At 71.1% G+C, this 22,551-nt stretch carries 22 protein-coding genes; 9 read left to right on the top strand and 13 right to left on the bottom strand.

The genetic code is table 11. From position 1 onward, the window contains the following. Positions 1 to 95: 95 nt before the first annotated feature. A complete protein-coding gene (locus tag ACFZBP_RS34245) occupies positions 96 to 488 on the top strand; it encodes an SCO5389 family protein (protein WP_111006621.1) in 393 nt (130 codons plus the stop codon). 97 nt (positions 489 to 585) lie between these two features. Here the strand turns inward: ACFZBP_RS34245 and ACFZBP_RS34250 are convergent, their stop codons facing one another. After that, positions 586 to 1,614 carry an LLM class flavin-dependent oxidoreductase gene (locus ACFZBP_RS34250; RefSeq protein WP_391418983.1) on the bottom strand — a complete coding sequence of 343 codons (1,029 nt, stop codon included), beginning with the start codon at positions 1,612 to 1,614 and terminating at the stop codon, positions 586 to 588. A gap of 223 nt (positions 1,615 to 1,837) precedes the next feature. Between ACFZBP_RS34250 and ACFZBP_RS34255 the strand changes: the two genes are divergently transcribed. Then, positions 1,838 to 2,170: an ATP/GTP-binding protein gene (locus ACFZBP_RS34255; RefSeq protein ID WP_383451943.1), complete on the top strand. Its 333-nt coding sequence runs from the start codon at positions 1,838 to 1,840 to the stop codon at positions 2,168 to 2,170. Between the two features lie 45 nt (positions 2,171 to 2,215). On the opposite strand, the gene ACFZBP_RS34260 is transcribed toward ACFZBP_RS34255, so the two are convergent. The 7 genes from ACFZBP_RS34260 to mce form a co-directional block, all read right to left on the bottom strand. Beyond that, positions 2,216 to 3,085, bottom strand: a complete 870-nt coding sequence (locus ACFZBP_RS34260) for an ABC transporter permease (RefSeq protein ID WP_383451945.1) — start codon at positions 3,083 to 3,085, stop codon at positions 2,216 to 2,218. Beyond that, entirely contained in the window at positions 3,082 to 4,341 is a 1,260-nt protein-coding gene (locus tag ACFZBP_RS34265) for an ATP-binding cassette domain-containing protein (protein WP_391418986.1), read from the bottom strand. Before ACFZBP_RS34265 ends, ACFZBP_RS34260 begins: the two co-directional genes overlap by 4 nt. A 342-nt stretch (positions 4,342 to 4,683) precedes the next feature. Next, the gene (locus ACFZBP_RS34270) at positions 4,684 to 5,454 is read right to left on the bottom strand and encodes an ABC transporter permease (protein ID WP_383451949.1); all 771 of its coding nucleotides are present in this window, start codon (positions 5,452 to 5,454) and stop codon (positions 4,684 to 4,686) included. Between the two features lie 2 nt (positions 5,455 to 5,456). Continuing rightward, the gene (locus tag ACFZBP_RS34275) at positions 5,457 to 6,434 is read right to left on the bottom strand and encodes an ATP-binding cassette domain-containing protein (protein WP_391418989.1); all 978 of its coding nucleotides are present in this window, start codon (positions 6,432 to 6,434) and stop codon (positions 5,457 to 5,459) included. An 86-nt stretch (positions 6,435 to 6,520) separates the two neighbouring features. Further along, positions 6,521 to 7,456, bottom strand: coding sequence for a cellulose-binding protein (locus ACFZBP_RS34280; protein ID WP_234762210.1), 936 nt, complete (start codon positions 7,454 to 7,456; stop codon positions 6,521 to 6,523). A 183-nt stretch (positions 7,457 to 7,639) separates the two neighbouring features. Further along, positions 7,640 to 11,488 (bottom strand): polarized growth protein Scy, encoded by a 3,849-nt coding sequence (gene scy / locus ACFZBP_RS34285; protein WP_391418992.1) that lies wholly within the window; start codon positions 11,486 to 11,488, stop codon positions 7,640 to 7,642. A 233-nt stretch (positions 11,489 to 11,721) separates the two neighbouring features. Then, positions 11,722 to 12,162 carry a methylmalonyl-CoA epimerase gene (gene mce / locus ACFZBP_RS34290; RefSeq protein WP_383451956.1) on the bottom strand — a complete coding sequence of 147 codons (441 nt, stop codon included), beginning with the start codon at positions 12,160 to 12,162 and terminating at the stop codon, positions 11,722 to 11,724. A 149-nt stretch (positions 12,163 to 12,311) separates the two neighbouring features. Between mce and ACFZBP_RS34295 the strand changes: the two genes are divergently transcribed. The 3 genes from ACFZBP_RS34295 to ACFZBP_RS34305 all read left to right on the top strand — a co-directional run bounded on the left by ACFZBP_RS34295 (position 12,312) and on the right by ACFZBP_RS34305 (position 15,892). Next, a complete protein-coding gene (locus tag ACFZBP_RS34295; RefSeq protein ID WP_383451958.1) occupies positions 12,312 to 13,514 on the top strand; it encodes an acetyl-CoA C-acetyltransferase in 1,203 nt (400 codons plus the stop codon). Between the two features lie 47 nt (positions 13,515 to 13,561). Beyond that, the gene (gene meaB, locus ACFZBP_RS34300) at positions 13,562 to 14,518 is read left to right on the top strand and encodes a methylmalonyl Co-A mutase-associated GTPase MeaB (RefSeq protein ID WP_391419099.1); all 957 of its coding nucleotides are present in this window, start codon (positions 13,562 to 13,564) and stop codon (positions 14,516 to 14,518) included. 156 nt (positions 14,519 to 14,674) lie between these two features. After that, positions 14,675 to 15,892 (top strand): MFS transporter, encoded by a 1,218-nt coding sequence (locus ACFZBP_RS34305; protein WP_391418995.1) that lies wholly within the window; start codon positions 14,675 to 14,677, stop codon positions 15,890 to 15,892. 105 nt (positions 15,893 to 15,997) lie between these two features. Here the strand turns inward: ACFZBP_RS34305 and ACFZBP_RS34310 are convergent, their stop codons facing one another. Continuing rightward, the gene (locus ACFZBP_RS34310) at positions 15,998 to 16,657 is read right to left on the bottom strand and encodes a PepSY domain-containing protein (RefSeq protein WP_391418998.1); all 660 of its coding nucleotides are present in this window, start codon (positions 16,655 to 16,657) and stop codon (positions 15,998 to 16,000) included. Between the two features lie 139 nt (positions 16,658 to 16,796). Between ACFZBP_RS34310 and ACFZBP_RS34315 the strand changes: the two genes are divergently transcribed. Together ACFZBP_RS34315 and ACFZBP_RS34320 are read left to right on the top strand one after the other, a co-directional pair. Then, positions 16,797 to 17,465, top strand: coding sequence for a response regulator transcription factor (locus ACFZBP_RS34315; RefSeq protein WP_383451964.1), 669 nt, complete (start codon positions 16,797 to 16,799; stop codon positions 17,463 to 17,465). Beyond that, positions 17,462 to 18,892, top strand: a complete 1,431-nt coding sequence (locus ACFZBP_RS34320; protein ID WP_391419001.1) for an ATP-binding protein — start codon at positions 17,462 to 17,464, stop codon at positions 18,890 to 18,892. The genes ACFZBP_RS34315 and ACFZBP_RS34320 overlap by 4 nt, the downstream gene beginning before the upstream one ends. 16 nt (positions 18,893 to 18,908) lie before the next feature. On the opposite strand, the gene ACFZBP_RS34325 is transcribed toward ACFZBP_RS34320, so the two are convergent. The 4 genes from ACFZBP_RS34325 to ACFZBP_RS34340 form a co-directional block, all read right to left on the bottom strand. Beyond that, the gene (locus tag ACFZBP_RS34325) at positions 18,909 to 19,385 is read right to left on the bottom strand and encodes a MarR family winged helix-turn-helix transcriptional regulator (RefSeq protein ID WP_234762217.1); all 477 of its coding nucleotides are present in this window, start codon (positions 19,383 to 19,385) and stop codon (positions 18,909 to 18,911) included. A gap of 101 nt (positions 19,386 to 19,486) precedes the next feature. Next, on the bottom strand, positions 19,487 to 20,305 hold the full coding sequence (locus ACFZBP_RS34330) for an AIM24 family protein (protein WP_391419004.1): 819 nt from the start codon (positions 20,303 to 20,305) through the stop codon (positions 19,487 to 19,489). Continuing rightward, positions 20,302 to 20,952: an AIM24 family protein gene (locus ACFZBP_RS34335; protein WP_383451970.1), complete on the bottom strand. Its 651-nt coding sequence runs from the start codon at positions 20,950 to 20,952 to the stop codon at positions 20,302 to 20,304. Before ACFZBP_RS34335 ends, ACFZBP_RS34330 begins: the two co-directional genes overlap by 4 nt. Before the next feature lies 1 nt (position 20,953). Then, positions 20,954 to 21,586 carry an AIM24 family protein gene (locus tag ACFZBP_RS34340; RefSeq protein ID WP_391419101.1) on the bottom strand — a complete coding sequence of 211 codons (633 nt, stop codon included), beginning with the start codon at positions 21,584 to 21,586 and terminating at the stop codon, positions 20,954 to 20,956. Positions 21,587 to 21,799: 213 nt separating this feature from the next. Here ACFZBP_RS34340 and ACFZBP_RS34345 point away from each other — a divergent pair, with 213 nt between their 5' ends. Next, positions 21,800 to 22,144 carry a DUF3817 domain-containing protein gene (locus ACFZBP_RS34345; protein ID WP_234762220.1) on the top strand — a complete coding sequence of 115 codons (345 nt, stop codon included), beginning with the start codon at positions 21,800 to 21,802 and terminating at the stop codon, positions 22,142 to 22,144. Further along, complete coding sequence (locus ACFZBP_RS34350; RefSeq protein ID WP_383451972.1) at positions 22,141 to 22,434, top strand: MTH1187 family thiamine-binding protein; 294 nt, start codon at positions 22,141 to 22,143, stop codon at positions 22,432 to 22,434. Before ACFZBP_RS34345 ends, ACFZBP_RS34350 begins: the two co-directional genes overlap by 4 nt. Positions 22,435 to 22,551: the final 117 nt, after the last annotated feature.

Consider the following 22,551-nt stretch of genomic DNA (forward strand, 5'->3'; position numbering starts at 1 on the left):
GGAGGTCGCGAGGCGTGTACACAGAGTGTTCGATATCGCGAACTCCCTTATCTGTCAGGCAACCCCTGCTCTTCGGGGGTGCGAGAGGAGAACCCATGTCGCTCGACGTCTCACCGGCCCTACTCGAACAGGCCGAGCGAGGCGAGGTCGATGAAGCAGCCTTCGTCGACTGCGTCCGGACCTCCCTGCCCTATGCGTGGGAGATGATCAGCTCCCTGGTGGCCCAGCTGAAGGTCGACGGCGGTCAGTTCGCCGACAACCAGACGCCCCCGCCGGACGAGCAGGCACGTGGCCAGTTGCTGCGTGCACTCGCGAGTGACGCGATACGCGGCGCGCTGCAGCGGCACTTCGGGGTGCGACTGGCCTTCCAGAACTGCCACCGGGTGGCGGTGTTCCCGCTTGACGCCTCGGTCGACGAGACGCTCGCCCGCTTCACCTCGGTGCGCAACCAGCTGCTGAACCAGTCGCCGGAACTCAGGGACTGCTGACGCAGTAAGCCGCTTGCTTGCCGCTCCGTACGCGGGAGGTGCAATAAGTACTGGGCGGCAAGCCCCCTGGCGACACGGTGGGACGGGACAGGGCCTTTCAGCCGAGGTGCGGCAGCACTTCGGCGCCCAGTCGACGGACGTTCTCCTCGGTCGCCGCCAGGTCGCCCGAGCCCTCGACGAGCAGGGCGAAACGGGAGATGCCGGTCCGTTCGCTGGTCGCCGCCAGGCGGTCGGCGGCGAGGCGCGGGGTGCCCACCGGGTGCAGTCCGCAGAGCAGTTCGGTGTACGCCAGCGGGTCGCGCATCGCGCGATGGCGGCCGTCCACCGTGACATGGGCCTCCAGGCCCTGCCGCAGCCAGCCCGGCATCGCCTTCGTCAGCGTCTCCACCGCGTCCGTGCGCCGGTCCGCGATCTGACAGACGCCGGCCGACACATGGGCCGCGCCCCGGATCTCGTCGGCCGGTCGCCCGGCCGCGCGGGCGTGCTCCCGCCACAGGGCGACCATCTCGGCCTTCTCCTCGTCGCCCACATGCATGCCGAGCAGCATCGGCAGCCCGCGCTCGGCCGCCAGCCGCACGCTCTTCGGTGACGTACACGCCACGACGACCTCGGGGCCCTCGGCGTCGGTGAGGCACTCCGACGGCCTGGGCACGACGGGGACCTCGCGGAAGTCGAACTGCTCGCCCGCCGAGGCGACCGACGGCTCGCGCAGCCAGCGCAGCAACAGATCGAGTGATTCGGGGAAGCCCTCCTCGTAGGCCTTGAGACCCGAGCCGAACACCTCCAGGTCGACCCACGGCCCGCCGCGTCCCACGCCCAGCGAGAACCGTCCGCCGGAGGTGATGTGCAGCAGCGCGGCCTGCTCGCCGAGAGCCACCGGGTGGGCGGTGGGCAGCACGCTGACCGCCGTGCCGACCCTCAGCCGGCGGGTGCGGCCGAGCAGTAAGGCGGCCAGGGTGATCGCGGACGGACAGGTGCCGTACGGCACGAAGTGGTGCTCGGCGATCCAGGCCGTGTCGAGCCCCGCTTCCTCGGCGACCTCGGCGGAGCGCACCGCGCGGTGCAGTGCCTCCCCCTCGCCCTGTCCCGGGAACCGGGCCGCCAACACGAAACTACCTACGTGCATTGCCTTTTCCTGCTTCCTTGGCTCCGACGCGGAGCTCCCCCACCCGGCATAACCGTCTGACACGTGCCGAGGACACGGCCTGGCGAAGAGATTTGCGGATTGTCTGCAGAATCGATCGTCGGCGTGGGGGACTTGTGGGGGTTGGTGCCGTACGGCTACCCCTGTCCGCGCCGCGTAGGCTGGACACGGCCCCTGCATCCTGTATAGCCCCGAGAGGTGTTCCGTGTCCCCGCGTCGTAACCGACCCAAGGGAGCCGGCTCGTCCGGACACAGCGCCGAGGACGACCGCTCCGGCCGCTACGGCGGCTGGCAGTCCACGGAGAGCTGGGAGGGCGAGGAGTGGAACGTACGGCATGTGGCGGGCGCGAGCGCCCAGGGCAAGGCATACCGCTGCCCCGGCTGCGACCAACTGATCCCGGACGGCGTCCCGCACGTCGTCGCCTGGCCGGCCCACGCCGGCGTCGACGACCGCCGCCACTGGCACAAGGCCTGCTGGAACGCCAAGGACCGCCGCACCACGCGGGTGCAGCGGTCCCGTAACGCGCCGAAGTTCTAGGGGTCGGCGGTCCCGTGAGGCGCCGAGGCGCCAGGGGAGGTCAGGTCAGACGTCCCGCTGCTCCAGGAGGGCGTAGGCGCCGGCGAAGGCGGCCGCGGTGACGCCGAGCATGATCCACAGAGGGTCCCAGCCAGTCGGGCCGGAGTCGGTGAGGGACTGGGAGTAGAAGACGCCGAGCTGGCTCGGGATCGAGTACTGGAACAGGGCTTCCTGCAGGTCGCGCAGGGAGTCCGAGAACATGAACAGCGCGATGACCAGCGGGGCCAGCAGCACACCGATCATGATCGTGATCGCGCCCGCCGAGTGCCGGATGATCGAGCCGACGACCAGCGAGAGCAGGCCGAGCAGCGCGATGTAGAGCGAGATGCCGAGCGTGCCCTTCAGCCACTCCTGGCCGCTGGGCTCCCGCGCGTCCAGCATGGACACGTCGGCGAGGGCGACGAGCAGGACCGAGGCCAGCGTCACCACGAACGCGACCGCGAAGAACACGATCGACTTCGCCACCAGCACCCGGCCACGGGACGGGCACGCCGTCATCGTGGTCCGGATCATGCCGGTGCCGTACTCCGAGGCGGTGGTCAGCACGCCGAGCGTGATGATGCACATGCTGCCGAGCAGCAGCCCGAAGAACCCGAACGACAGCGGGTTCTCCTTGCTCAGACTGCCGTCCGAGGCATTGCCGGCGATCAGCGCGGCGACGGACAGGCCGATGCCGACGACGAGCAGCACGAAGACGCCGAGCGTCCACATCGTCGAGCGCACCGACCGGATCTTCGTCCACTCCGAGGCGAGCGCGTGCCCGAGGTGCGTGCGCACGACGGGGATCGGCGAGGTGTAGGTGGGGTACGAGGAGCCGGGCGCCGCCTGCCAGTTCGGTGCGGCGGTCTGCGGCATCGGGGGCTGGGGCGTGCTCATCGGGCGTCCTCGGGCTTGGTCAGGGCGGCAGGGGCGGAGGGGGCGGGCTCGGCGGGCGGCTGGGCCGGGGCCTGCGGCGGTGCGGCAGGGGGCTGAGCCGGTGCCTGGGGCGCCTGGGGCGCCTGCTGGGCGTACGGGTTGGGCGCGTCCGCCCCCGGCGCCGCGGCGGGAGCGCCAGGACCGCCGTACGGCCCCGGCTGATCCTGCGGCGCGGCGAGCGGCTGCCCGCCCTGCTGGGGCGGCGGCGGGGCGTACCAGCCGGGCTGGCCCTGCCCCGGCACCGGCATCGGCGGCTGTGCACCCGGCGGCAACTGCTGCATCAGCCCTGCCTTCTGGTCGATCGTCGAGCGGTAGTCGACCGCGCCCTGCGTCATCCGCATGTACGCCTCCTCCAGCGAGGCCTGGTGCGGCGACAGCTCCCACAGCCGTACGTCCGTGTCGTGCGCGAGGTCGCTGATCCGGGGCAGCGGCAGCCCGGTCACCCGCAGTGCGCCGTCCTGCTCGGGCAGCACATGCCCGCCCGCCTCGGTCAGCGCCGCGGACAGCTTCTCGCGCAGCTGCGGCTCGGTGTCGGGCGTACGGACCCGGGCGAAGCCCGCGGAGTTGGCCGCGATGAAGTCCTTGACGCTCATGTCGGCGAGCAGCTGGCCGCGCCCGATCACGATCAGGTGGTCGGCGGTCAGCGCCATCTCGCTCATGAGGTGCGAGGAGACGAAGACGGTACGGCCCTCGGCGGCCAGCGACTTCATCAGGTTGCGCACCCAGAGGATGCCCTCGGGGTCGAGGCCGTTGACCGGCTCGTCGAACAGCAGCACCTGCGGGTCGCCGAGCAGCGCGGCGGCGATGCCGAGCCGCTGGCCCATGCCGAGCGAGAAGCCCTTGGAGCGCTTGCTTGCCACGTCCTGGAGGCCGACCACGCCCAGCACCTCGTCCACGCGCCGGGCCGGGATGCCGGACAGCTGGGCGAGGGACAGCAGGTGGTTGCGGGCGGCCCGGCCGCCGTGCACGGCCTTGGCGTCCAGCAGGGCGCCGACCTGGCGGGGGGCGTTGGGCAGCTTGCGGTACGGGTAGCCGCCGATCGTGACGCGCCCCGCGGTCGGGTTGTCCAAGCCGAGGATCATCCGCATCGTCGTCGACTTGCCCGAGCCGTTGGGGCCCAGGAAGCCGGTGACGGAACCGGGCCGCACCTGGAAGGACAAGTTGTACACAGCGGTCTTGTCGCCGTAGCGCTTGGTCAGGCCGACTGCTTCGATCATGCTCCGCACCCATCGAAAGGATCAGGACAGCGGGGCACACGCCCCCCGTAAGGGTTAGGAGGATACCTAGGCGCTGACGGTTCCACTCAAGGGCAGGTAAAACTTCGCGCGTCCACGGCTCTCCAGCGCCCCACGCCCTGCCCCCACGCCCCGCTAGGGGGTGTTTCGAACGTCCCGCACAGCACCCGCGGGGCCCGGCACGCACCCTCGCCGCACCGGCCAAAGGCCCAGGTACGTCCAGTACGAGGGCCTTCGTCCGGCGCGCCGACGGCACGCACCGGCTGCGACACCAGCCGCTGCCGTGGCGGGCGCGGGCACCGCACGGGACCTCCGAAGCACCCCCTAGGCGTCCCGCTTCCTGAGCGTGAGGTAACCCCCGAGCAGCGCCGCGATCACCCACAGCACCATGATCCCGAGGCCGCCCCAGGGGCCGTACGGCTTGTCGTCGTCGACCGGGGTGACCACCTGCATGATCCTGCTGCCGGCCTGGTCGGGCAGATAGCGGCCGATCTTCTCGGTCGCCGAGACGTTGCCGAGGATGTTGGAGACCAGGAAGAAGAACGGCATCAGGATGCCCAGCGACAGCATCGGCGAGCGCAGCATCGCGGCGACGCCCATCGAGAACATCGCGATGAGGGTCATGTACAGCCCGCCGCCGATCACCGCCCGCAGCACCCCGGGGTCGCCGATCTCGGCCCGGTGGTCGCCGAGCATCGCCTGCCCCAGGAAGAAGGTGACGAAGCTGGTGGCCAGGCCGACGACGAGCGCGAGGCCGGTCGCCACCGCGATCTTGCTGGCCAGGAACGTCCCGCGCTGCGGCACGGCGGCCAGGGAGGTGCGGATCATGCCGGTGCTGTACTCGTTCGACACCACGAGCACCCCGAACACGATCAGCGCGAGCTGACCGAGGCTCATCCCGGCGAAGCTGATGAACGTCGGATCGAAGGAGATCCGGTCCCGCTCGCTCATGTTGTCGAACTCGTGGTTCGACAGGCCCGAGATCAGCATCCCGAGGGCGATCGTGACCACCACGGCGAGGGACAGCGTCCACACGGTGGAGGCCACGGACCGGATCTTGGTCCATTCGGAGCGGACGACCTGGGTGGCTGCCATGCTCAGCTCCTCCTCCACTCGCTGCCCCACGGCTGCTGCTGTTGCTGAAGCCCCCGCTGTTCGGGGGGCAGGCCGTCGGCGTGCGCGTGGTACTCCACCGACTCCGCCGTCAGCTGCATGAACGCCTCCTCCAGGGAGGCCTGTTGCGGGCTCAGCTCGTGCAGCACGACCCCGTGCCGCGCCGCCAGCTCACCGATCTGCTCGGCCTTGCTGCCGTCCACCTCCAGCGCCCCGTCCCCGGTCTGAACCGCCGAGATCCCGGCCGTGTGCAGGACGTCGAGCAGCAGCTCCCGCTGCGGGGTGCGGATCCGGACGTACGACCGCGAGTTCCGCTCGATGAAGTCGGCCATGGACGTGTCGGCGAGCAGCCGCCCCTGCCCGATGACCACCAGGTGGTCGGCGGTCAGGGCCATCTCGCTCATCAGATGGGAGGAGACGAACACCGTCCGCCCCTGTGCGGCCAGCGATTTCATCAGGTTCCGGATCCAGTGGATGCCCTCGGGGTCGAGGCCGTTGACCGGCTCGTCGAACATCAGGATCCGTGGATCGCCGAGCAGCGCGCCCGCGATGCCGAGCCGCTGGCCCATGCCCATCGAGAAGCCCTTGGTCTTCTTCTTCGCGACCGCCGTCAGCCCGACCGTCTCCAACACCTCGCGCACCCGGTTCGTCGCGATGCCGTTGCTCTGCGCGAGGCACAGCAGATGGTTGAACGCACTGCGCCCGCCGTGCCAGGCCTTGGCCTCCAGCAGCGCGCCGATACAGGTGAGCGGGTCCTTGAGCTGGTCGTAGCGCTTGCCGTCGATACGGACCTGGCCTGCGGTGGGGTGGTCGAGGCCGAGGATCATCCGCATCGTGGTGGACTTCCCGGCGCCGTTGGGGCCGAGAAAGCCGGTGACGATGCCCGGTCTCACGGTGAAGGTGAGGTTGTTGACCGCCACCTTCTCGCCGTACCGCTTGGTCAGCCCCTCGAGCTCGATCATGCCGCCCACGCTAAAACGGGACAAAGCCCTCTGCCACCCCAGTGGCAGAGGGCTTTGCCAAAATTCAGCAGACGTGTGCCGGATCGTTACCGGGTCTGCTGGGCGGGAACCCCACGGGAGATCGGCTCGTCCTCGGCCGGGGTGCCGGCGGCGGCCACCGCGGCGCCCGTGAGCGTCGCCAGCATCTCGCGGACGTTCGTCAGCTGAGCGTTGATGCTGTCGCGGCGGTTGGTGAGCGCCGCGAGCTCGCGCTCGGATTCCGAACGGATACGGTCGGCCTTGGCGTTGGCGTCCGCCACGATGTCCTCGGCCTGACGCTGGGCCGTCTCCACCGTCTGGCGGGCCCGGCGCTCGGCGTCGGTGCGCAGCTTCTCCGCCTCCAGACGCAGCTGCTCCGCGCGGTGCTCGATCTCCGCGAGACGCTTCTCCGCCTTCTGCTGACGGGACGCCAGGTCGCGCTCCGACTGCTCGCGGCGCTTGGCGAGGTTCGTCTCGAAGTCGGCGGCGGCCTGCGCGGCCTTCGCACGGGTCTCCTCGAAGAGGGCGTCCGCCTCCTCGCGCTTGGACTGCGCGTCCTTCTGCGCCTCGGCACGCAGCTGGGAAGCGTCGCTCTTGGCCTTCTCGACGATCCGGACGCCTTCGTCCTCGGCCTTGGCCTTGCGCTCCGCAGCGAACGATTCTGCGTCGTTGCGGACCTGCTGGGCCGCCGACTCGGCGAGCTCGCGGTGCTGCTCGGCGGCGCGGCGGGCCTCCTCGCGCAGATCCTTGGCCTCTTCCTCGGCGAGGCGGAGGATCTTCTCGACACGCGCGCCGAGACCCGCGTACGACGGCTCTGCGTCGGTCACGGCGGCCTGGGCGTTCTGCGTCTCGAGGTGGAGCTCCTCGATGCGCTTTTCCAGAGCGGTGATGCGGGCGAGAGCGCTGTCACGGTCGGAGACGAGCTTGGAGATCCGTTCGTCCACCTGAGCGCGGTCGTACCCACGCCGCACAAGCTCGAAGCCGTAGGGGGAAGTGTCGCTCATGGGGTTCCTGTCGAATGAGACCGGTGAGGTGATAAGTGGAATCCTAGGGGCCGAAGCGGTGTGTCATCGAGCGGATACGTGTTTGATCTGGAGAATGAGACCCCTTTTGAGTGGCTAACCGTCGGACGGCTTGCCAAAAACTTGGTCAAAGGCCCCAGGAGACACCCGAACGCGCACGCTCCGCTAGCCGTCTGACGACTTGCCACCCGATCGAGGTGCTCCCACCGTCGCACCCGCCTTGACCCCGCCGTCCTTCGCGGCGGACGGCGCCTCGAAGGACTCCAACGCCTCCAGGACGTCCTGGACACGGGAGATCTCGGCGTTGATGTCCTCGCGACGCCGGACCAGGACCTCCAGCTCGCGCTTGCCCTCCTCGACCGTGCGCCGCGCCTCGCGGATCGCCTCGGCCTTGAGCTCCTCGGCCTCCCGGATCAGCGTGGACCGCTTCTGCTCGGCCTCCTTCAGCAGCCCCTCGGCCTTCTTCACGGCGGCGATACGGACCTTGCCCGCCTCGGAGTTGGCCTCCGAGACCAGCTCCTTCGCCTTCGCCTGGGCCTTGGCCAACTGCTCCTCGGCGGCCTTGATGAGCGCGTCGCAGCGGTCGCCGGCCGACTTCATCGTCTCGGCCGACTCACGGCGGGCCCGCTCGTGCAGCTCCTCGATCTCGGTCGTGATGCGGTCGCGCAGCTCCTCCGCGCGCTCCCTGATCGAGGTGGCGTCCCGGCGGGCGCCGACGAGCAGCTCGTCCGCGTCCGTACGGGCCTTCTCCACCATCGAGTTGCCCTCGACCGTCGCCTCGGAGACCAGCCGGTCGGCCTCCTTGCGGGCCGCGCCCACCATGGTGTCGGCCTGCGCCTCGGCGTCCGCGGTCGTCTTGTGCGCCTGCGCCTGCGCCTCGGTCAGCAGCTTGTCCGCCTCGGCCGTGGTCTCCGTGATGAGCTTGTCGACCTGCTCGGCCACGTCCTGGCGTCGCTTGCCGGCGTCCTTGCGGGCCTCTTCCAGGGTGCGCTCGGCCTCCTCGCGCGCCGCGTTGACCAGCCGCTCCGCCTCCGCGGCCGCCTCGGCCTTGACGCGCTCGGAGTCGCCGCGGACCCGCTCGGCGTGCTGCTGGGCCGACCCCACCGTCTCCGCGGCCTCGGCGCGCAGCCGCTCCGCCTCCGACGTGGCGTCCCCGACCAGCTTCTCGGCCTTGGCGAGCGCGTCGGTGCGCACCCGGTCGGCCTCCGCGATCGTCTCCGACTGGAGCCGCTCGGCCTCCGAACGCGCCTCGGTGATGAGGGTGTCGGCCTGCGTCGCCGCGTCCGACCGGATCCGGTTGGCGTCCTCGCGGGCGTCCGCCCGGGTGCGCGAGGCGGCCTGGTCGGCCTCGGCGATGGCGTCGGAGGCCTCCGTACGCACCCGCTGGGCGTGCTCGGCGGCGTCCGACCGCAGCCGCTCCGCCTCCGCGATGGCCTCCCCGACCGTCCGCTCGGCGAGGGACTTGGCGGCCTCGGACTCCTCGTTCGCCTCGCGCCGGATGCGGCCCGCGTCCTCGCTGGCCCGCTCCCGCTCGGCATAGGCGTCCGAGCGGACCCGGTCCGCCTCCTCCTGCGCCTCCCGGCGGGTACGGTCCGCCGCGTGCTCGGCGGCGCTGCGCAGCCCGGCGATCTCCTCCTGGGCCTGCTCGTGCAGCCCGGCGACGGAGTCGCGGACCTGCTGGGCGTGCTGCTCGGCCGCCGACACCATCTCGGTGGCGCGCCGGTCGGCCTCCTCGACCAGGCGCACCGCCTCGGTCTGCGCCTCCTCCACCCGCTTGCGGGCGGAGGCCAGCAGCTCCTCGCTCTGCTCGCGGGCCCGCTCGCGCTCCTGGTCGGCCTCCTGGCGGGCGGAACCGAGGGTCTCCTCGGCCTCGCGGCGGCGCCGGGCGGCCTCCTCCTGGGCGGCGGCCAGCGTCTCGGACGCCTCCGTGGCGAGCCGTTCGGCGGCCGCCTGCGCCTCTGCGCGCACGCGGTCCGCGGTGTCCTGCGCCTCCGACTTCAGCCGCTCGGCCTCGGCCGCGGCCTCCGACCTGAGGCGTACGGCGACGGCCTCGCCCTCGGCACGGGACGCGGACGCGTCCGACGCGGCCTCGTCGCGCAGCCGGTCGGCCTCCTCCTCGGCCTGCTGCTGGAGCGTACGGATCCGCTCGGCGGACTCGGTGCGCAGCCGGTCGGTCTCCTCGGCCGCCTCACGCCGGATCCGCGCGGCCTCCTCGCGGGCGTCGGTCAGCGCCTGCTCGGCCGCCGCGAGCCGCTGCTCGGCCTCGCTCTGGAGCCGCGTCAGCTCCTCGGCGGCCTCGCTGCGGCGGGCCTCTATGGCCCGCTCGGTCTCCTCGTGCAGCTCCCGCGCGGCCCGCTCGGCGTCGGACCTGATGCCCTCGGCCTGCTCGACGACCTCCTCGCGGTGCCGCTCGGCCTCCTGACGGGTGCGCTGCAGGGTCTCCTCGGCCTGCCGGCGCAGCGTCGTCGCCCGCTCGATGGCCTCGGTACGGACCTTCTCGCTGTCCGTCGTGGCCTTCTGACGCAGCTCGTCCGCGTCCTGCCTGGCCTTGGACAGCAGCTCCTCGGCGGTCTTGGCCGCCTCCTCGATCTGCTGGACGGCCTCCTTGCGGGCCTCCGCGCGGATCTTCTCGCCCTCGGCGACCGCCTCGGAGCGCAGCTGCTCGGCCTCGCCCCGCAGCCGACGGGCCTCCTCCTGCAGCTCGACCGTCTTGGCGCGGTACTCCTTGGTGTCGTCCTTCGCCGCACCCTTGAGCTGCTCGGCGATGTCATGCGCCTCGGAGCGCAGCCGGTCCGCCTCGGCCTCGGCCTCCGTACGGATCCGCTCGGCCTCCTCGGCCGCCGCCTTGGTGGTGTTCTGCGCGTCCTCCTGCGCCTTGTTGAGGACGTCCTCGGCGGTCTTGGCCGCCTTGGACAGCTGGGTCGCGCTCTCCTCGGCGGTGATCGTGCGGGCCTTCTCGGCGGCCTCGGCGACGATCTTCTCGGCCTCGGCGCGGGCGTCCGCGACGACCTGCTCGGCGTCCGCCTTGGTGCTCTCGGCCTCCTTGGTGGCCTCGCTGACCAGCCGGGCGACCTGCTCCTTCGCCGTACGCGTGCGCTGCTCGTTGGCCGACTCGGCGCTGGAGAGCGCCTTCTCGGCGGCCGTCTTCGCCTCGGCGACCAGCTTCTCGGCCTCGGACTGCGCCTTGCGCAGCGCCTCCTCGGCCTCCGCCATGCGCTGCTCGGCGGCCCGGCTGAGCTCGGTGGCCTGCCGGCGGGCCGCGTCCGACTCGGTCGCCGTGGAGCTGCGCAGCTGCTCGGCGTGGTCGGTGGCCTCCTGGGCCTGCGTCGAGGCGGCGTTCAGCAGCCGCTCGGCGTCCGTACGCGCGCGGCGCAGGATCTGCTCGGCCTCCGCGCGGGCCTCCTCGGCCGCGCTGGTGAGGCGCTGGCGGGCCTCGCCGGTGAGCCGCTCGGCCTCGGCGCGCGCGGTCGCCATGGCCTGCTCGGCCTCGGTGCGCGACTCGTCGAGGAGCCGGCGGGCCTGCTGCTCGGTGCGGGCGCGCAGCTGCTCCGCCCACGCCACGTTCTCGTTGACGTGCGACTCGACGGTCTGGCGGCGCTCGGCCAGCTCCTGGTCCAGCTGCTGGCGGCGGGTCACCGCCTCCTGGTGCAGCTCGGCCTGGAGCCGGGCGGCCTGCTCGGCGTGCTCCTGGAGGATCCGCTGGGTCTGCGCCCGGGCCTGGCTGAGCTCGCGCTCGGCCTCCTGGCGCAGCTGGTCCGCCTGGACCTGCGCGTTCCGCAACAGCTGCTCGGCCTGATAGCCGATGTCGCCGCCGTCGAAGGCGGGTCGGGACATGATGGTCCGCCGCGCCTCGTGCAGCTTGGCGCGCAGCACCTCGACCTGGTAGCCGAGGTCCTCGGCGTGCTGGATCGCCTTCTCCCGCTCGGTCTTCAGCCGATCCATCTCGGCCTCGAACCGAGAGAGGTGGTCGACGTCAGCCGCCGGCTCTCGCTCCTGGCGTTCGTAGCCCCGCACTGCGCGGTCCCATCCGTCCCCTGGTCGCAAGTCTCTCCATACGAGCACCGTCCATCCGCCGAACGGGGCCCCCGGGGAATGGTGTCAGATCAACGGCGGAGCACGGGCTGTTGCCCCACCCTCGTCCCCCGAAACCCGGACCCCGGAAACGGTCCCACCTTTGACGGAGGGGCCGGGTCACCCTGGACTGAGCGGCGACCGCCCCCAACCCTACCGGCCCATATGTACGGGGGTCAGTGCTCAGGTGACTCAACAGGCGCCGAAGTGACCAGTTCTGTCAGTACGCCATGGCAATCCTTCGGGTGCAGGAAGGTGATTCGTGACCCCATGGAGCCGCGTCGGGGCTCTTCGTACAGAACGCGTACGCCCTTGTCCTTGATGTCGGCGGCGTCGCCGTCCACGTCCGCCGTACCGAAAGCGATGTGGTGGACGCCCTCGCCGTTCTTGTCGAGCCACTTCGCCACGGTGGAGTCCGGGCGTGTGGGCTCGAGAAGCTGCAGGTAGGAGGCGCCGCCGTCGGAGGTGTCGTTGATCTTGAGCATGGCCTCGCGGACGCCCTGCTCGTCGTTGACCTCGGAGTGGAACACCTCGAAGCCGTACGTGGCCCGGTAGAACTCCACGGTCTTGTCGAGGTCGAAACAGGCGATCCCGATGTGGTCGATTCGCGTCAGCATGGAATTCAGTGCAGCGCCCCGGAAGGGGTTACGCAACGTGCGCGCGATCACACCGACGGCCCGGTGACGGCACGGAGTGCCACTCAGTACATTCGAAGTAAACCCTCGTTCACTCCTCGGCAGTGCAGCCGGTAAGGGGATCGCAGCTCATGTCTGGATCGAACAGCACGACCTCGGTGATCGTCGCGGGCGCCCGTACGCCCATGGGACGGTTGCTGGGCTCGCTGAAGTCCTTCTCCGGAGCCGACCTCGGCGGCTTCGCGATCAAGGCCGCCCTCGACCGTGCGGGGATCGGTGGCGACCAGGTGCAGTACGTGATCATGGGCCAGGTGCTGCAGGCCGGCGCGGGCCAGATCCCGGCGCGCCAGGCCGCGGTCAAGGCCGGCATCCCGATGAACGTCCCGGCGCTCACCGTCAACAAGGTGTGTCTGTCCGGCCTCGACGCCATCGCGCTCGCGGACCAGCTGATCCGCGCGGGCGAGTTCGACGTGATCGTCGCGGGCGGCCAGGAGTCCATGACCAACGCCCCGCACTTGCTGCCGAAGTCCCGCGAGGGCTTCAAGTACGGCGCGATCGAGATGCTCGACGCGATGGCGTACGACGGGCTGACCGACTCCTTCGAGGGCATCGCCATGGGCGAGTCCACGGAGAAGCACAACACCCGCCTCGGCATCCGCCGTCCGGAGCAGGACGAGATCGCCGCCCAGTCCCACCAGCGCGCGGCCGCCGCCCAGAAGAACGGCATCTTCGAGGCCGAGATCACCCCGATCGAGATCCCGCAGCGCAAGGGCGAGCCCGTCGTCTTCAGCAAGGACGAGGGCATCCGCGCGGAGACCACCGCGGAGTCGCTGGGCAAGCTGCGCCCGGCGTTCGCCAAGGACGGCACGATCACGGCGGGTTCGGCCTCCCAGATCTCGGACGGCGCCGCCGCGGTCGTCGTCATGAGCAAGGCCAAGGCGCAGGAGCTCGGCCTGGACTGGATCGCCGAGATCGGCGCCCACGGCAATGTCGCGGGCCCGGACAACAGCCTGCAGTCCCAGCCGTCCAACGCCATCGCCCACGCCCTGAAGAAGGAGGGCCTGGAGGTCTCCGACCTCGACCTGATCGAGATCAACGAGGCCTTCGCCGCGGTCGCGGTGCAGTCAATGAAGGACCTCGGAGTGTCCCCGGAAAGGGTGAACGTCAACGGCGGAGCCATCGCCCTGGGTCACCCGATCGGTATGTCGGGTGCGCGGCTCGTCCTGCACCTGGCCCTGGAGCTCAAGCGGCGCGGCGGCGGCGTCGGCGCGGCCGCGCTGTGCGGCGGCGGCGGTCAGGGTGACGCGCTGATCGTGCGGGTACCCAAGGGCTGAGTTCTCCTGGCAGGACCCGTAGGACCTCTTTCGTGAACGGAGCTGTGATGCAGGACGTCTCCACCCTGGTGGCCCAGGCCAGGGAAGGCCGGCCGCGGGCCGTGGCCCGGCTGATCTCCCTGGTGGAGGGGGCGTCCCCGCAGCTGCGGGAGGTCATGGCGGCACTGGCGCCGCTGACGGGCAACGCGTACGTGGTCGGGCTGACGGGCTCGCCGGGTGTCGGCAAGTCCACCTCGACCTCGGCCCTGGTGACGGCGTACCGCAAGCAGGGCAAGCGGGTCGGCGTCCTGGCCGTCGACCCGTCCTCGCCGTTCTCGGGCGGCGCCCTCCTCGGCGACCGGGTCCGGATGTCCGACCACGCCTCCGACCCCGGCGTCTACATCCGCTCGATGGCCACGCGCGGCCACCTCGGCGGTCTCGCCTGGGCCGCCCCGCAGGCGATCCGCGTCCTGGACGCGGCGGGCTGCGACGTGATCCTCGTCGAGACGGTGGGCGTCGGCCAGTCGGAGGTGGAGATCGCCTCGCAGGCGGACACCAGCGTGGTGCTGCTCGCCCCGGGCATGGGCGACGGCATCCAGGCCGCGAAGGCGGGCATCCTGGAGATCGGCGACCTCTACGTCGTCAACAAGGCCGACCGCGACGGCGCCGACGCCACCGCCCGCGAGCTCAACCACATGCTCGGCCTCGGCGAGTCCCGCGGCCCCGGCGACTGGCGCCCCCCGATCGTCAAGACGGTCGCCGCGCGCGGCGAGGGCGTCGACGAGGTCCTGGAGGCCCTGGAGAAGCACCGGGCCTGGATGGAGGAGCGCGGAGTCCTCGCCGAACGCCGCCGCGCCCGCGCCGCCCGCGAGGTGGAGACCATCGCCGTCACCGCCCTGCGGGAGCGGATCGCGGACCTGCACGGCGACCGCCGCCTCGGTGCGTTGGCGGAGAAGATCGTCGCCGGGGAGCTCGATCCCTACCGGGCGGCGGACGAGCTGGTGGCGGGGCTCACTCAGGCCTGAGGGCTTGGTCGACTCCGGTGTCGCGCTGCTAGGTTGACCCGCATGCACCTCCTCTTGGCGTAAGGCACGCCTCGCCCACGTACGGTGCACGGCCGCTCGGTCGTGACCGGCGTGGCGCTTCGGCGTCCCCTTTCCGCCTCGAGTCGAGGAATCCCCGTGTCCTCCACATCAGTGGCGCGGCCTTCGTATGCCGCCGTTCTCCGGATCCCCCATGCCCGTCGCACCTTCGCCGCCGCCCTGCTCGGCAGGCTGTCCTACGGTGTCGCCCCGCTGTCCCTGATGCTCGCGGTGACCCGGGCCTCCGGGTCGTACGCGGTGGCCGGCGTCGTCATGGCGCTGTTCTCCGCTACCAGCGTCTTCCTGTCGCCCGCGCGGGCGGCGCTGATCGACCGGTACGGGCCGCGCCGGGCGCTCGTGCCGATGGCCGCGGCCTACACCGCGTTGCTCGGGTCGCTGACCGTGGCCGTGTGGCGCCCTCAGGCTGCCTCGCCGCTCGTGCTGGGCGTGGTGAGCGCCGCCGCCGGCGCCTGTACGCCCCCGCTGGGGCCGACGATGCGGGCCGTGTGGGGGAGGGTCGCCGGCGACCGGGCACTGGTGCGGCGTGCCTACAGCCTGGACGCCGTCGCCGAGGAACTGCTCTTCGTCTCGGGCCCGTTGCTGGTCGGCGTGGTCGTCGGGTTCGCTCCGCCCGCCCTCGGGATCGTCGTCGGGGCGGTGCTCATCGCGGCCGGGACGGCCGGGTTCGTGTCCTCGCCCGCGGTGCGGGACCTGGCGCCCGGCGACACGAGGACGAAAGCGCGCGGCCGGGGCCGGACTCGGGTGCTCAGCGGGATCCGGCGGCCCGTGATCGCCGCCGTCGCCGTGGGGCTCGCGCTCGGCGCCGTCGAGCTGCTGGTGGTGGCGTTCACCGAGGAGCGGGGTCACGGCGGTGGGAGCGCGGCCTGGGTGCTGGCCGCGCTGTCGGCCGGCAGCGCCGTCGGAGGGCTCGTCAACGGGGCCGTCGCCTGGCGGATTCCGGCAGGGCCGCGGCTGGCCCTGCCGGCCCTCGGCCTGGGGCTGGCGATGCTCGGCGCGGGGCTGGCGTCGGGGCTCGGCACGCTCGCCACAGCCATGGTGATCGCCGGGTTCTTCGTGGCCCCTGCCATCACCACCGCGTATCTCGTCGCCGACGAGGCCACCGGACCCGAGACCCGGGTCCGGGCAGGGGCCTGGGTGAACACGGCGGTCAACGCCGGGAGTACGGCAGGCACCGCGGCCGCCGGGTTACTGGTCGGACGGCTGCCGACGGGGTGGTGCTTCGCGGCGACCGGCGCGGCGACACTGCTCGTGGCCCTGGCCGTGGCGTGGGGTGCCACCCGCGCCGGGGCGTCGTGACCGTTCGGGTCGGCCTCGGTCACGGCGCCGGCCCGGGGCACCACCCGTGACGGGCGGCGCCCCGGGCCGGGGCGGGGGACGGGAGTGCGGTGCGGTCCGTGCGGGTCAGTCGTCGTCGCCGTCGCGGTCGTCGTGGTCCTGCGTGACCTTGCCCGTCTTGAGGTCGACCTTCCACTCGCCCTTGGTGGTGTCGACGCTCCAGGCCGCGGGGCCATCGTCGTCCAGGTCGACGTCGGTGACGGTGCCCTTCGCCGACGCCGCCCGGGCGGCCTCGCCGGCGTCGACGCTCGCGCCCTTGAGGGCGGCGAGGTCCTCGCGGCCGTCGTTGTCGTCATCGTCGTCGCGCTGGGCGCCGAGGACCTTGCCGTCGTCCGCGGAGACACGGACGTCGTAGTCGGTGCCGTCGCCCTTGACGACGTTCACCTCCCAGGCGTGGGAGCCGTCGTCGTCCAGGTCGGCGGAGACGGCGGTGCCCGGCGTGTGCTGGAGGGCGGCGGCGATCGCGTCGGCGGCGGTGACGCGGGTACCGGTGACCGCCGTACGGTCGTCGTCGTTCCGGTCGTCCGCCTTGTCGTCCGCCTTGTCGTCCGCCTTGTCCTCCGCCTTGTCCTCGGCCGCGTCGTCCCGGTCGTCGTCGGCGACCCGCACGTTCGACTGCCGCTGGGCGGGCGCGCTGTCGTCGCCACCGACCGCGTAGGCCGCGACGGTGCCGCCTCCGATCAGGGCAGCGGCGGCTACGGTGGCGATGACGATGTTGCGCTTCATGGGGTTCCCTCCCGGGTGATCACGTCTACGTCGTTTCGTATGACTTCGTTTCGACGCAGACCAATCTGCCGAATCGACGCTGAGAGGAACCTGAAGCCCCCTGAAGAGATCTTCAGCTTCGCTTTGCCAGGCTGTACGCATGCGCCTGTTGATCGTGGAGGACGAAAAGCGGCTGGCCCTGTCGCTCGCCAAAGGGCTGACGGCCGAGGGATACGCCGTGGACGTCGTCCATGACGGCAGGGAGGGGCTGTACCGGGCCTCGGAGGGGTCGTACGACCTCGTGATCCTCGACATCATGCTGCCCGGCATGAACGGCTACCGCGTCTGCGCCGCCCTGCGCGCCGCCGGACACGACGTGCCGATCCTGATGCTGACCGCCAAGGACGGCGAGTACGACGAGGCCGAGGGGCTGGACACCGGCGCCGACGACTACCTGACCAAGCCGTTCTCGTACGTCGTCCTCGTCGCCCGCGTCAAGGCGCTGCTGCGGCGCGGAGGACAGGGCGCCGGGGCCTCGCCCGTGCACGTCCACGGGGATCTGAAGGTCGACACCGCCGCCCGCCGCGTCTTCCTCGGCGACACCGAAGCGGTCCTCACCGCCAAGGAGTTCGCGGTCCTGGAGCAGCTCGTGGTGCGGGCCGGCGAGGTGGTGTCCAAGGCGGAGATCCTGGAGCACGTCTGGGACTTCGCGTACGAGGGCGACCCGAACATCGTCGAGGTGTACGTCAGCACCCTGCGGCGCAAGCTGCGGGCCGGGCTGATCCGGACGGTCCGGGGGGCCGGGTACCGGTTGGAGGCGTCGCCGTGAGCCGCCGGCTCTTCGGTTCGGTGCGGTCCCGGGCGACGCTGGCCGCCACCCTCGTCGTCGCCGTGGCGCTGGTCGCGGCCGGGGCCGCCGTACTGCTGTCGCTGCGGTCCAACCTGGTCGGGCAGGCCGGCACGGAGGCGGAACACACCGCTCGGGCCGTGGCCACGGACATCGCCCTCAAGCGTCCGGACGAACCGCTGTCGGTGGACAACGACGAACCCGTCCAGGTCCTCGACGAGCAGGGGAACCTGCTCGCGGCCAGCGAGGACCTGGAACGGATCAGCGGCACGGGCACCGACGCGGTGCGGCCACAGCCGCGGACCTCGCCCGGTACGGCCGACAGCGGTGAGGACCCCGACGACGACACCGACGACGACTCGGCCGGCGAAGCCCTCGAACCGGGCGAGATCAGCGAACACACCAGCTTCACGAACGGCACCGCCACGCTCGACGGCGAGACCGACGACTACCGCTTCGCCAAGGTCCATGTCGAGGTCGAGGGCCGGGGGCAGCTGACCGTGTACGCGGGCGCGCCCCTCTCCGCCGAACAGAGCGCCGTCAGGACGGCGTTGACGGTCCTGCTGATCGGCTTCCCGCTGCTGCTCGGCGTCGTCGCGGGCGTCACCTGGCTGGTCACCCGGCGCGCTCTGCGCCCGGTCGAGGGGATCCGCACCGAGATGGCGGCGATCACCGCGTCCGAGGACCTTGCGCGTCGCGTACCGGTGCCGGACACCCACGACGAGGTCGCCCGTCTCGCGCTGACCACGAACGAGACGCTGGCCGCCCTGCAGACCTCGGTGGAACGCCAGCGCAGGTTCGTCGCGGACGCCTCGCACGAGCTGCGCAGCCCGATCGCGTCCCTGCGCACCCAGTTGGAGGTGGGCACCGCGCACCCCGAGCTGCTCGACCTCGACGGCGCCGTGCAGGACACCGTACGACTCCAGGACCTCGCCTCCGACCTGCTGCTGCTCGCCCGCCTGGACGCGGGGGAGCGGCCCGGCGACACGCGGTTCGACCTCGGCGCCCTGGCTCGCGAACAGACCGAGGGGCGGGCGGGTGTGACGGTGGACGCGGAGGCCGTGGCGGTGGCCGGGTCACGGGCGCAGGTCGGGCGGGTGCTCACCAACCTGCTGGACAACGCCGGACGGCACGCGCGCTCGGCGGTCACCGTGACCGTCCAACGGCAGGGGGAGTGGGCCGTCGTGGCCGTCGCCGACGACGGGGACGGGGTGGCCGAGGCGGACCGGGAGCGGATCTTCGAGCGGTTCGTCCGGCTGGACGAGGCCCGCAGCCGCGACGACGGCGGTGCCGGGCTGGGCCTGGCCATCGCCCGCGACGTCGCCGTACGGCACGGGGGCACGCTCACCGTGGGCCGGGCGCCGGCGGGCGGAGCCCTGTTCGAACTCCGCCTGCCGCAGGCTCGCTAGAGCCGGGGGCCCCTGGTCACGGGCGTCCCCGCTGGCCGCGCAGGTGCTCGGCGATGGGCTTGAGGGCCTTGTCGAGCTCCGTCAGGGAGTCGGGGGACAGCAGGTCGATGAAGTGCCTGCGCACCGACGCCACATGGTGCGGCGCGACCTTCTGCATGGTCTCCATGCCGTGCTCGGTGAGGACGGCGTACAGTCCGCGGCGGTCGGACTCGCAGTTCTCACGCCGGACCAGGTTCGCGTTCTCCATCCGGGTGATCTGGTGGGACAGGCGGCTCTTGGACTGGAGGGTGGCGGACGCGAGGTCGCTCATCCGCATCCGTACGTCCTCCGACTCGGAGAGGTTCACCAGGATCTCGTAGTCGTTCATTGTCAGGCCGAACGGCTGCAGGTCCTTCTCGAGCTGGTACGTCAAGAGCCTGTTGACCTCCAGGTGGGTGCGCCAGGCGCACTGCTCCGCATCGGTCAGCCAGTGGGTGGCCGTCTCGGTCTCCATGAATGAAGTCTACCTAAAAAGTTGAAAGGCGAACTAGCGAGGGTTTTCTGTGACATCCCTGTGTGCGCACACGTTCGATGTCACACTCCGCAGACTACCGCTCACAGCCCGAAGCGACGCTGGAGGTCTCCGAGCTGTCCGGGAAGGCGCTGTGTACCGGCCGTCTGTGAAGGGCTTGTGTGCGTCCCGCCGGCACCCGGTACTCCGGCCCCCGACGGAACGGCCCCCGTGGCCTGCTCGGCCATCAGGGTCTCGGTCGACTGGAGCAGGACCGTACCCGCTCCGACGAACTCGAACTGATGCTCCTCTCCGGAGGCCCCGCCGAGGCCTGTCAGTGCACGTAGACCGCCCATCACGCCGGTCATGTAGCCGTGGTCGTAGTGGTGGCACGGCGACGGGCAGTCGGCCCAGCCGACGAGCGCCTGCGGGTCCACCCGGATCGGGGGTTCCATGAACACCACCGGCCCGTTAGATGCGGCCACGAACTTTCCGGTTCCGATCAGTGTCAGAAAACCCGGCACGATCGATTGCTTGAGTGCGAGAGTTGGCTGAAAAGCAAGCAGGTTGCCGGAGCGAATGGTCAGGTTGCCGTCGTCGAGGTCGTACGAATTGACGTCGAAGGCCCGGTCGGCCAGCAGCATCTTCCCCGAGCCCTCCGCCACGACCCAGTCGCTCGCGTGCAGAGGCGAATGAAAGGACGTACGGACAAGTCGGTCGAGTCGGCCGTGCCCGACGCCGTTGAACTCCATCGAGCCGTAGTAGGCGATCATCTTCCCCTTCTGCAGGAACCACTGGCTCCCCTTGAGCTCCACGCAGAAGGTGTAGGCGTTGACGTTGTCGTCCGAGGGCAGTGTCGCCGGGTCGAAGACCGTGGGGCCGGCCGGGGTTCCGAAGCCGCCGGGGGTTCCGTAGGGGCTCACAGCTTCTCCTCCGACGCCTGTACGTACACCGCACCGCTTCCGCTGAGCTCCAGCTGGAAGGCCTCGCCGGAGCCCCGGCCCACCATGTCCCGCCAGCCCAGCGCCGTGGACAGCTTGTTGCGCACGTCGCCGTGGTGGGCGACGTAGGCCTGGGGGTCCACATGGACCGGGCGCTGCGGGGTGATCGGGATCTCGAAGACGCCGCCGTGCGCCATGACGGCCACGGCCCCGTGCCCCTTCAGGGTCGTCGTGAACAGCCCCTGCCCGCTGATCTGCCCGCGCACCATGCCCATGACCCCGCCCTGCGAGCCGAGGAACATCGTGCCCTGCTGGAGGGTGCCCTCGAAGGCGAGGAGACGGTCCGCCTCGACGCACAGGGTGTCCCCGGAGAGGTTGATCACCTGGACGTGGTGCCCGCCGTGCCCGAAGAGCACGGTCCCACTGCCCTCGACGCTCATCAGCGGGGTGTCCTCGTTCGCCACGCGGCGCCCGATCATCGACATGATCCCGCCCTGGCCACCGGCCATGTTCGGGGTGAAGGACACCTCGCCCTTGTAGGCGAGCATCGCCCCGCGCTGACTGAACAGCCGCTGCCCGGGCACGACCACGGCCTCGACCATCTTGGAGTTGACCTCACGGAAGCCCATCTCACACGTCCCCCGCGATCGTGTTCCGCTCGCTCGGCTGTACGTACACCAGCCCGTCCCCCTCGAACCGGATCTGGAAGGCCTCGCCGCCACCCTCGCCCATGAGCGTGCGGAACGTCACACCGGACTGGAAGGACTGCCGCAGATTCCCCTGATGGGCCACATAGGCCCCAGGGTCGACGGTCAACGGATACTGCGAACTGACCCGCAGCACGACCGCCGGCCCATCCGACATGATCGCCACCTGCCCGTGCCCCTCGACGGTCGTCGTGAACAGCCCGTTGCCCTGCGAGGCTCCCCGCATCCCCGTGAAGGACGTGCCGGTCCGCAGCCCCGCGTCCGTGGCGAGCAGATTGCTCGACTCGACGTACAGCTTGTCGCCCTGGAGGTTCACCAGGTTGATCTCGGAGGCCAGGTCCGCGAACCAGCACGTGCCATGCCCCTTCACCTCCATCACCGTCATCTGCTCGCCGGTGAGCCGCCGGGTCACCATGCCCCGCAGGCCCTCGCCGCCACCGCTCATCTTCTTGAAGGCCATCTGCCCGTCGTACGCGACCATCGAGCCGTTCTTCGCCTTCACGGCATCCCCGGTCATGTCGACGGCGAGGACCTTGCTGCCTTGCAGTCGGAACATCGCCACGCAGCGAAGGTAACCGGCGGTGCCCGGCGCCAACAGATCCTGAGGGTGGACTTCACCCCTGACGCCACCCCGAGGCCGACCCACGCCCCGGTGTTTGCCACAATGGACGAGCGTTTGTGCTTGCGTTCACAAGCTCGACCGAGCGACCGAGGTCTCACCCTCGGAATCCGCGATACCCCGAAGCCCCCGAACCAACGAAGGTGACCCGTGGACATCAAGACCGCCACCGCCCTCCGCCGCCTCCGCCTCGTCTCGGCCCCCGAGGCGGTGTCGTTCCTGCTGCTGCTCGTCTGCTCGGTGCTGAAGCGGACCACGGACTTCAACGCGGTGCCCGTGATGGGTGCGGTCCACGGCGTCCTCTTCATCCTCTACGTGATCTTCTGGGCGGACGCGTGGAACCGGGCCAAGTGGCCGCTGAAGACCGCCGCGCTCTACTTCGTGCTCTCCGTGCTGCCGACCGGTGGGTTCTTCGCCGACCGCCGGCTCAAGCGCGAGGCCGAGGACGCGGTCATCGCCACGCGGGCCCGTAAGGAAGGGATCGTCAACGCATGATCGTCGCATTCTCCGTGACTCCGCTGGGTGTCGGCGAGGACGTGGGGGAGTACGTCGCCGACGCCGTCCGGGTGGTCCGGGAGTCCGGGCTGCCCAACCGCACCGATGCGATGTTCACGTCCGTCGAGGGGGAGTGGGACGAGGTGATGGACGTGGTCAAGCGGGCCGTGGCCGCGGTCGAGGCGCGGGCGCCTCGGGTCTCCCTCGTCCTCAAGGCGGACCTCCGTCCCGGCGTGACGGATGGACTCACGTCCAAGGTCGAAACGGTGGAACGCCACCTGGCCGACTGACCCAGCCCCGCCCCGCCGCGGGGCCTTTCCTCGCCCCGCCGCCCCTACCCGTCCCATCCCCAGGGGCTCCGCCCCTTCGACCCCGCTGGGGGCTGCGCCCCCGGCCCCCGCCATCGG

It is taken from the genome of Streptomyces sp. NPDC008086, from assembly GCF_042957325.1.
Lineage (GTDB): Bacteria > Actinomycetota > Actinomycetes > Streptomycetales > Streptomycetaceae > Streptomyces.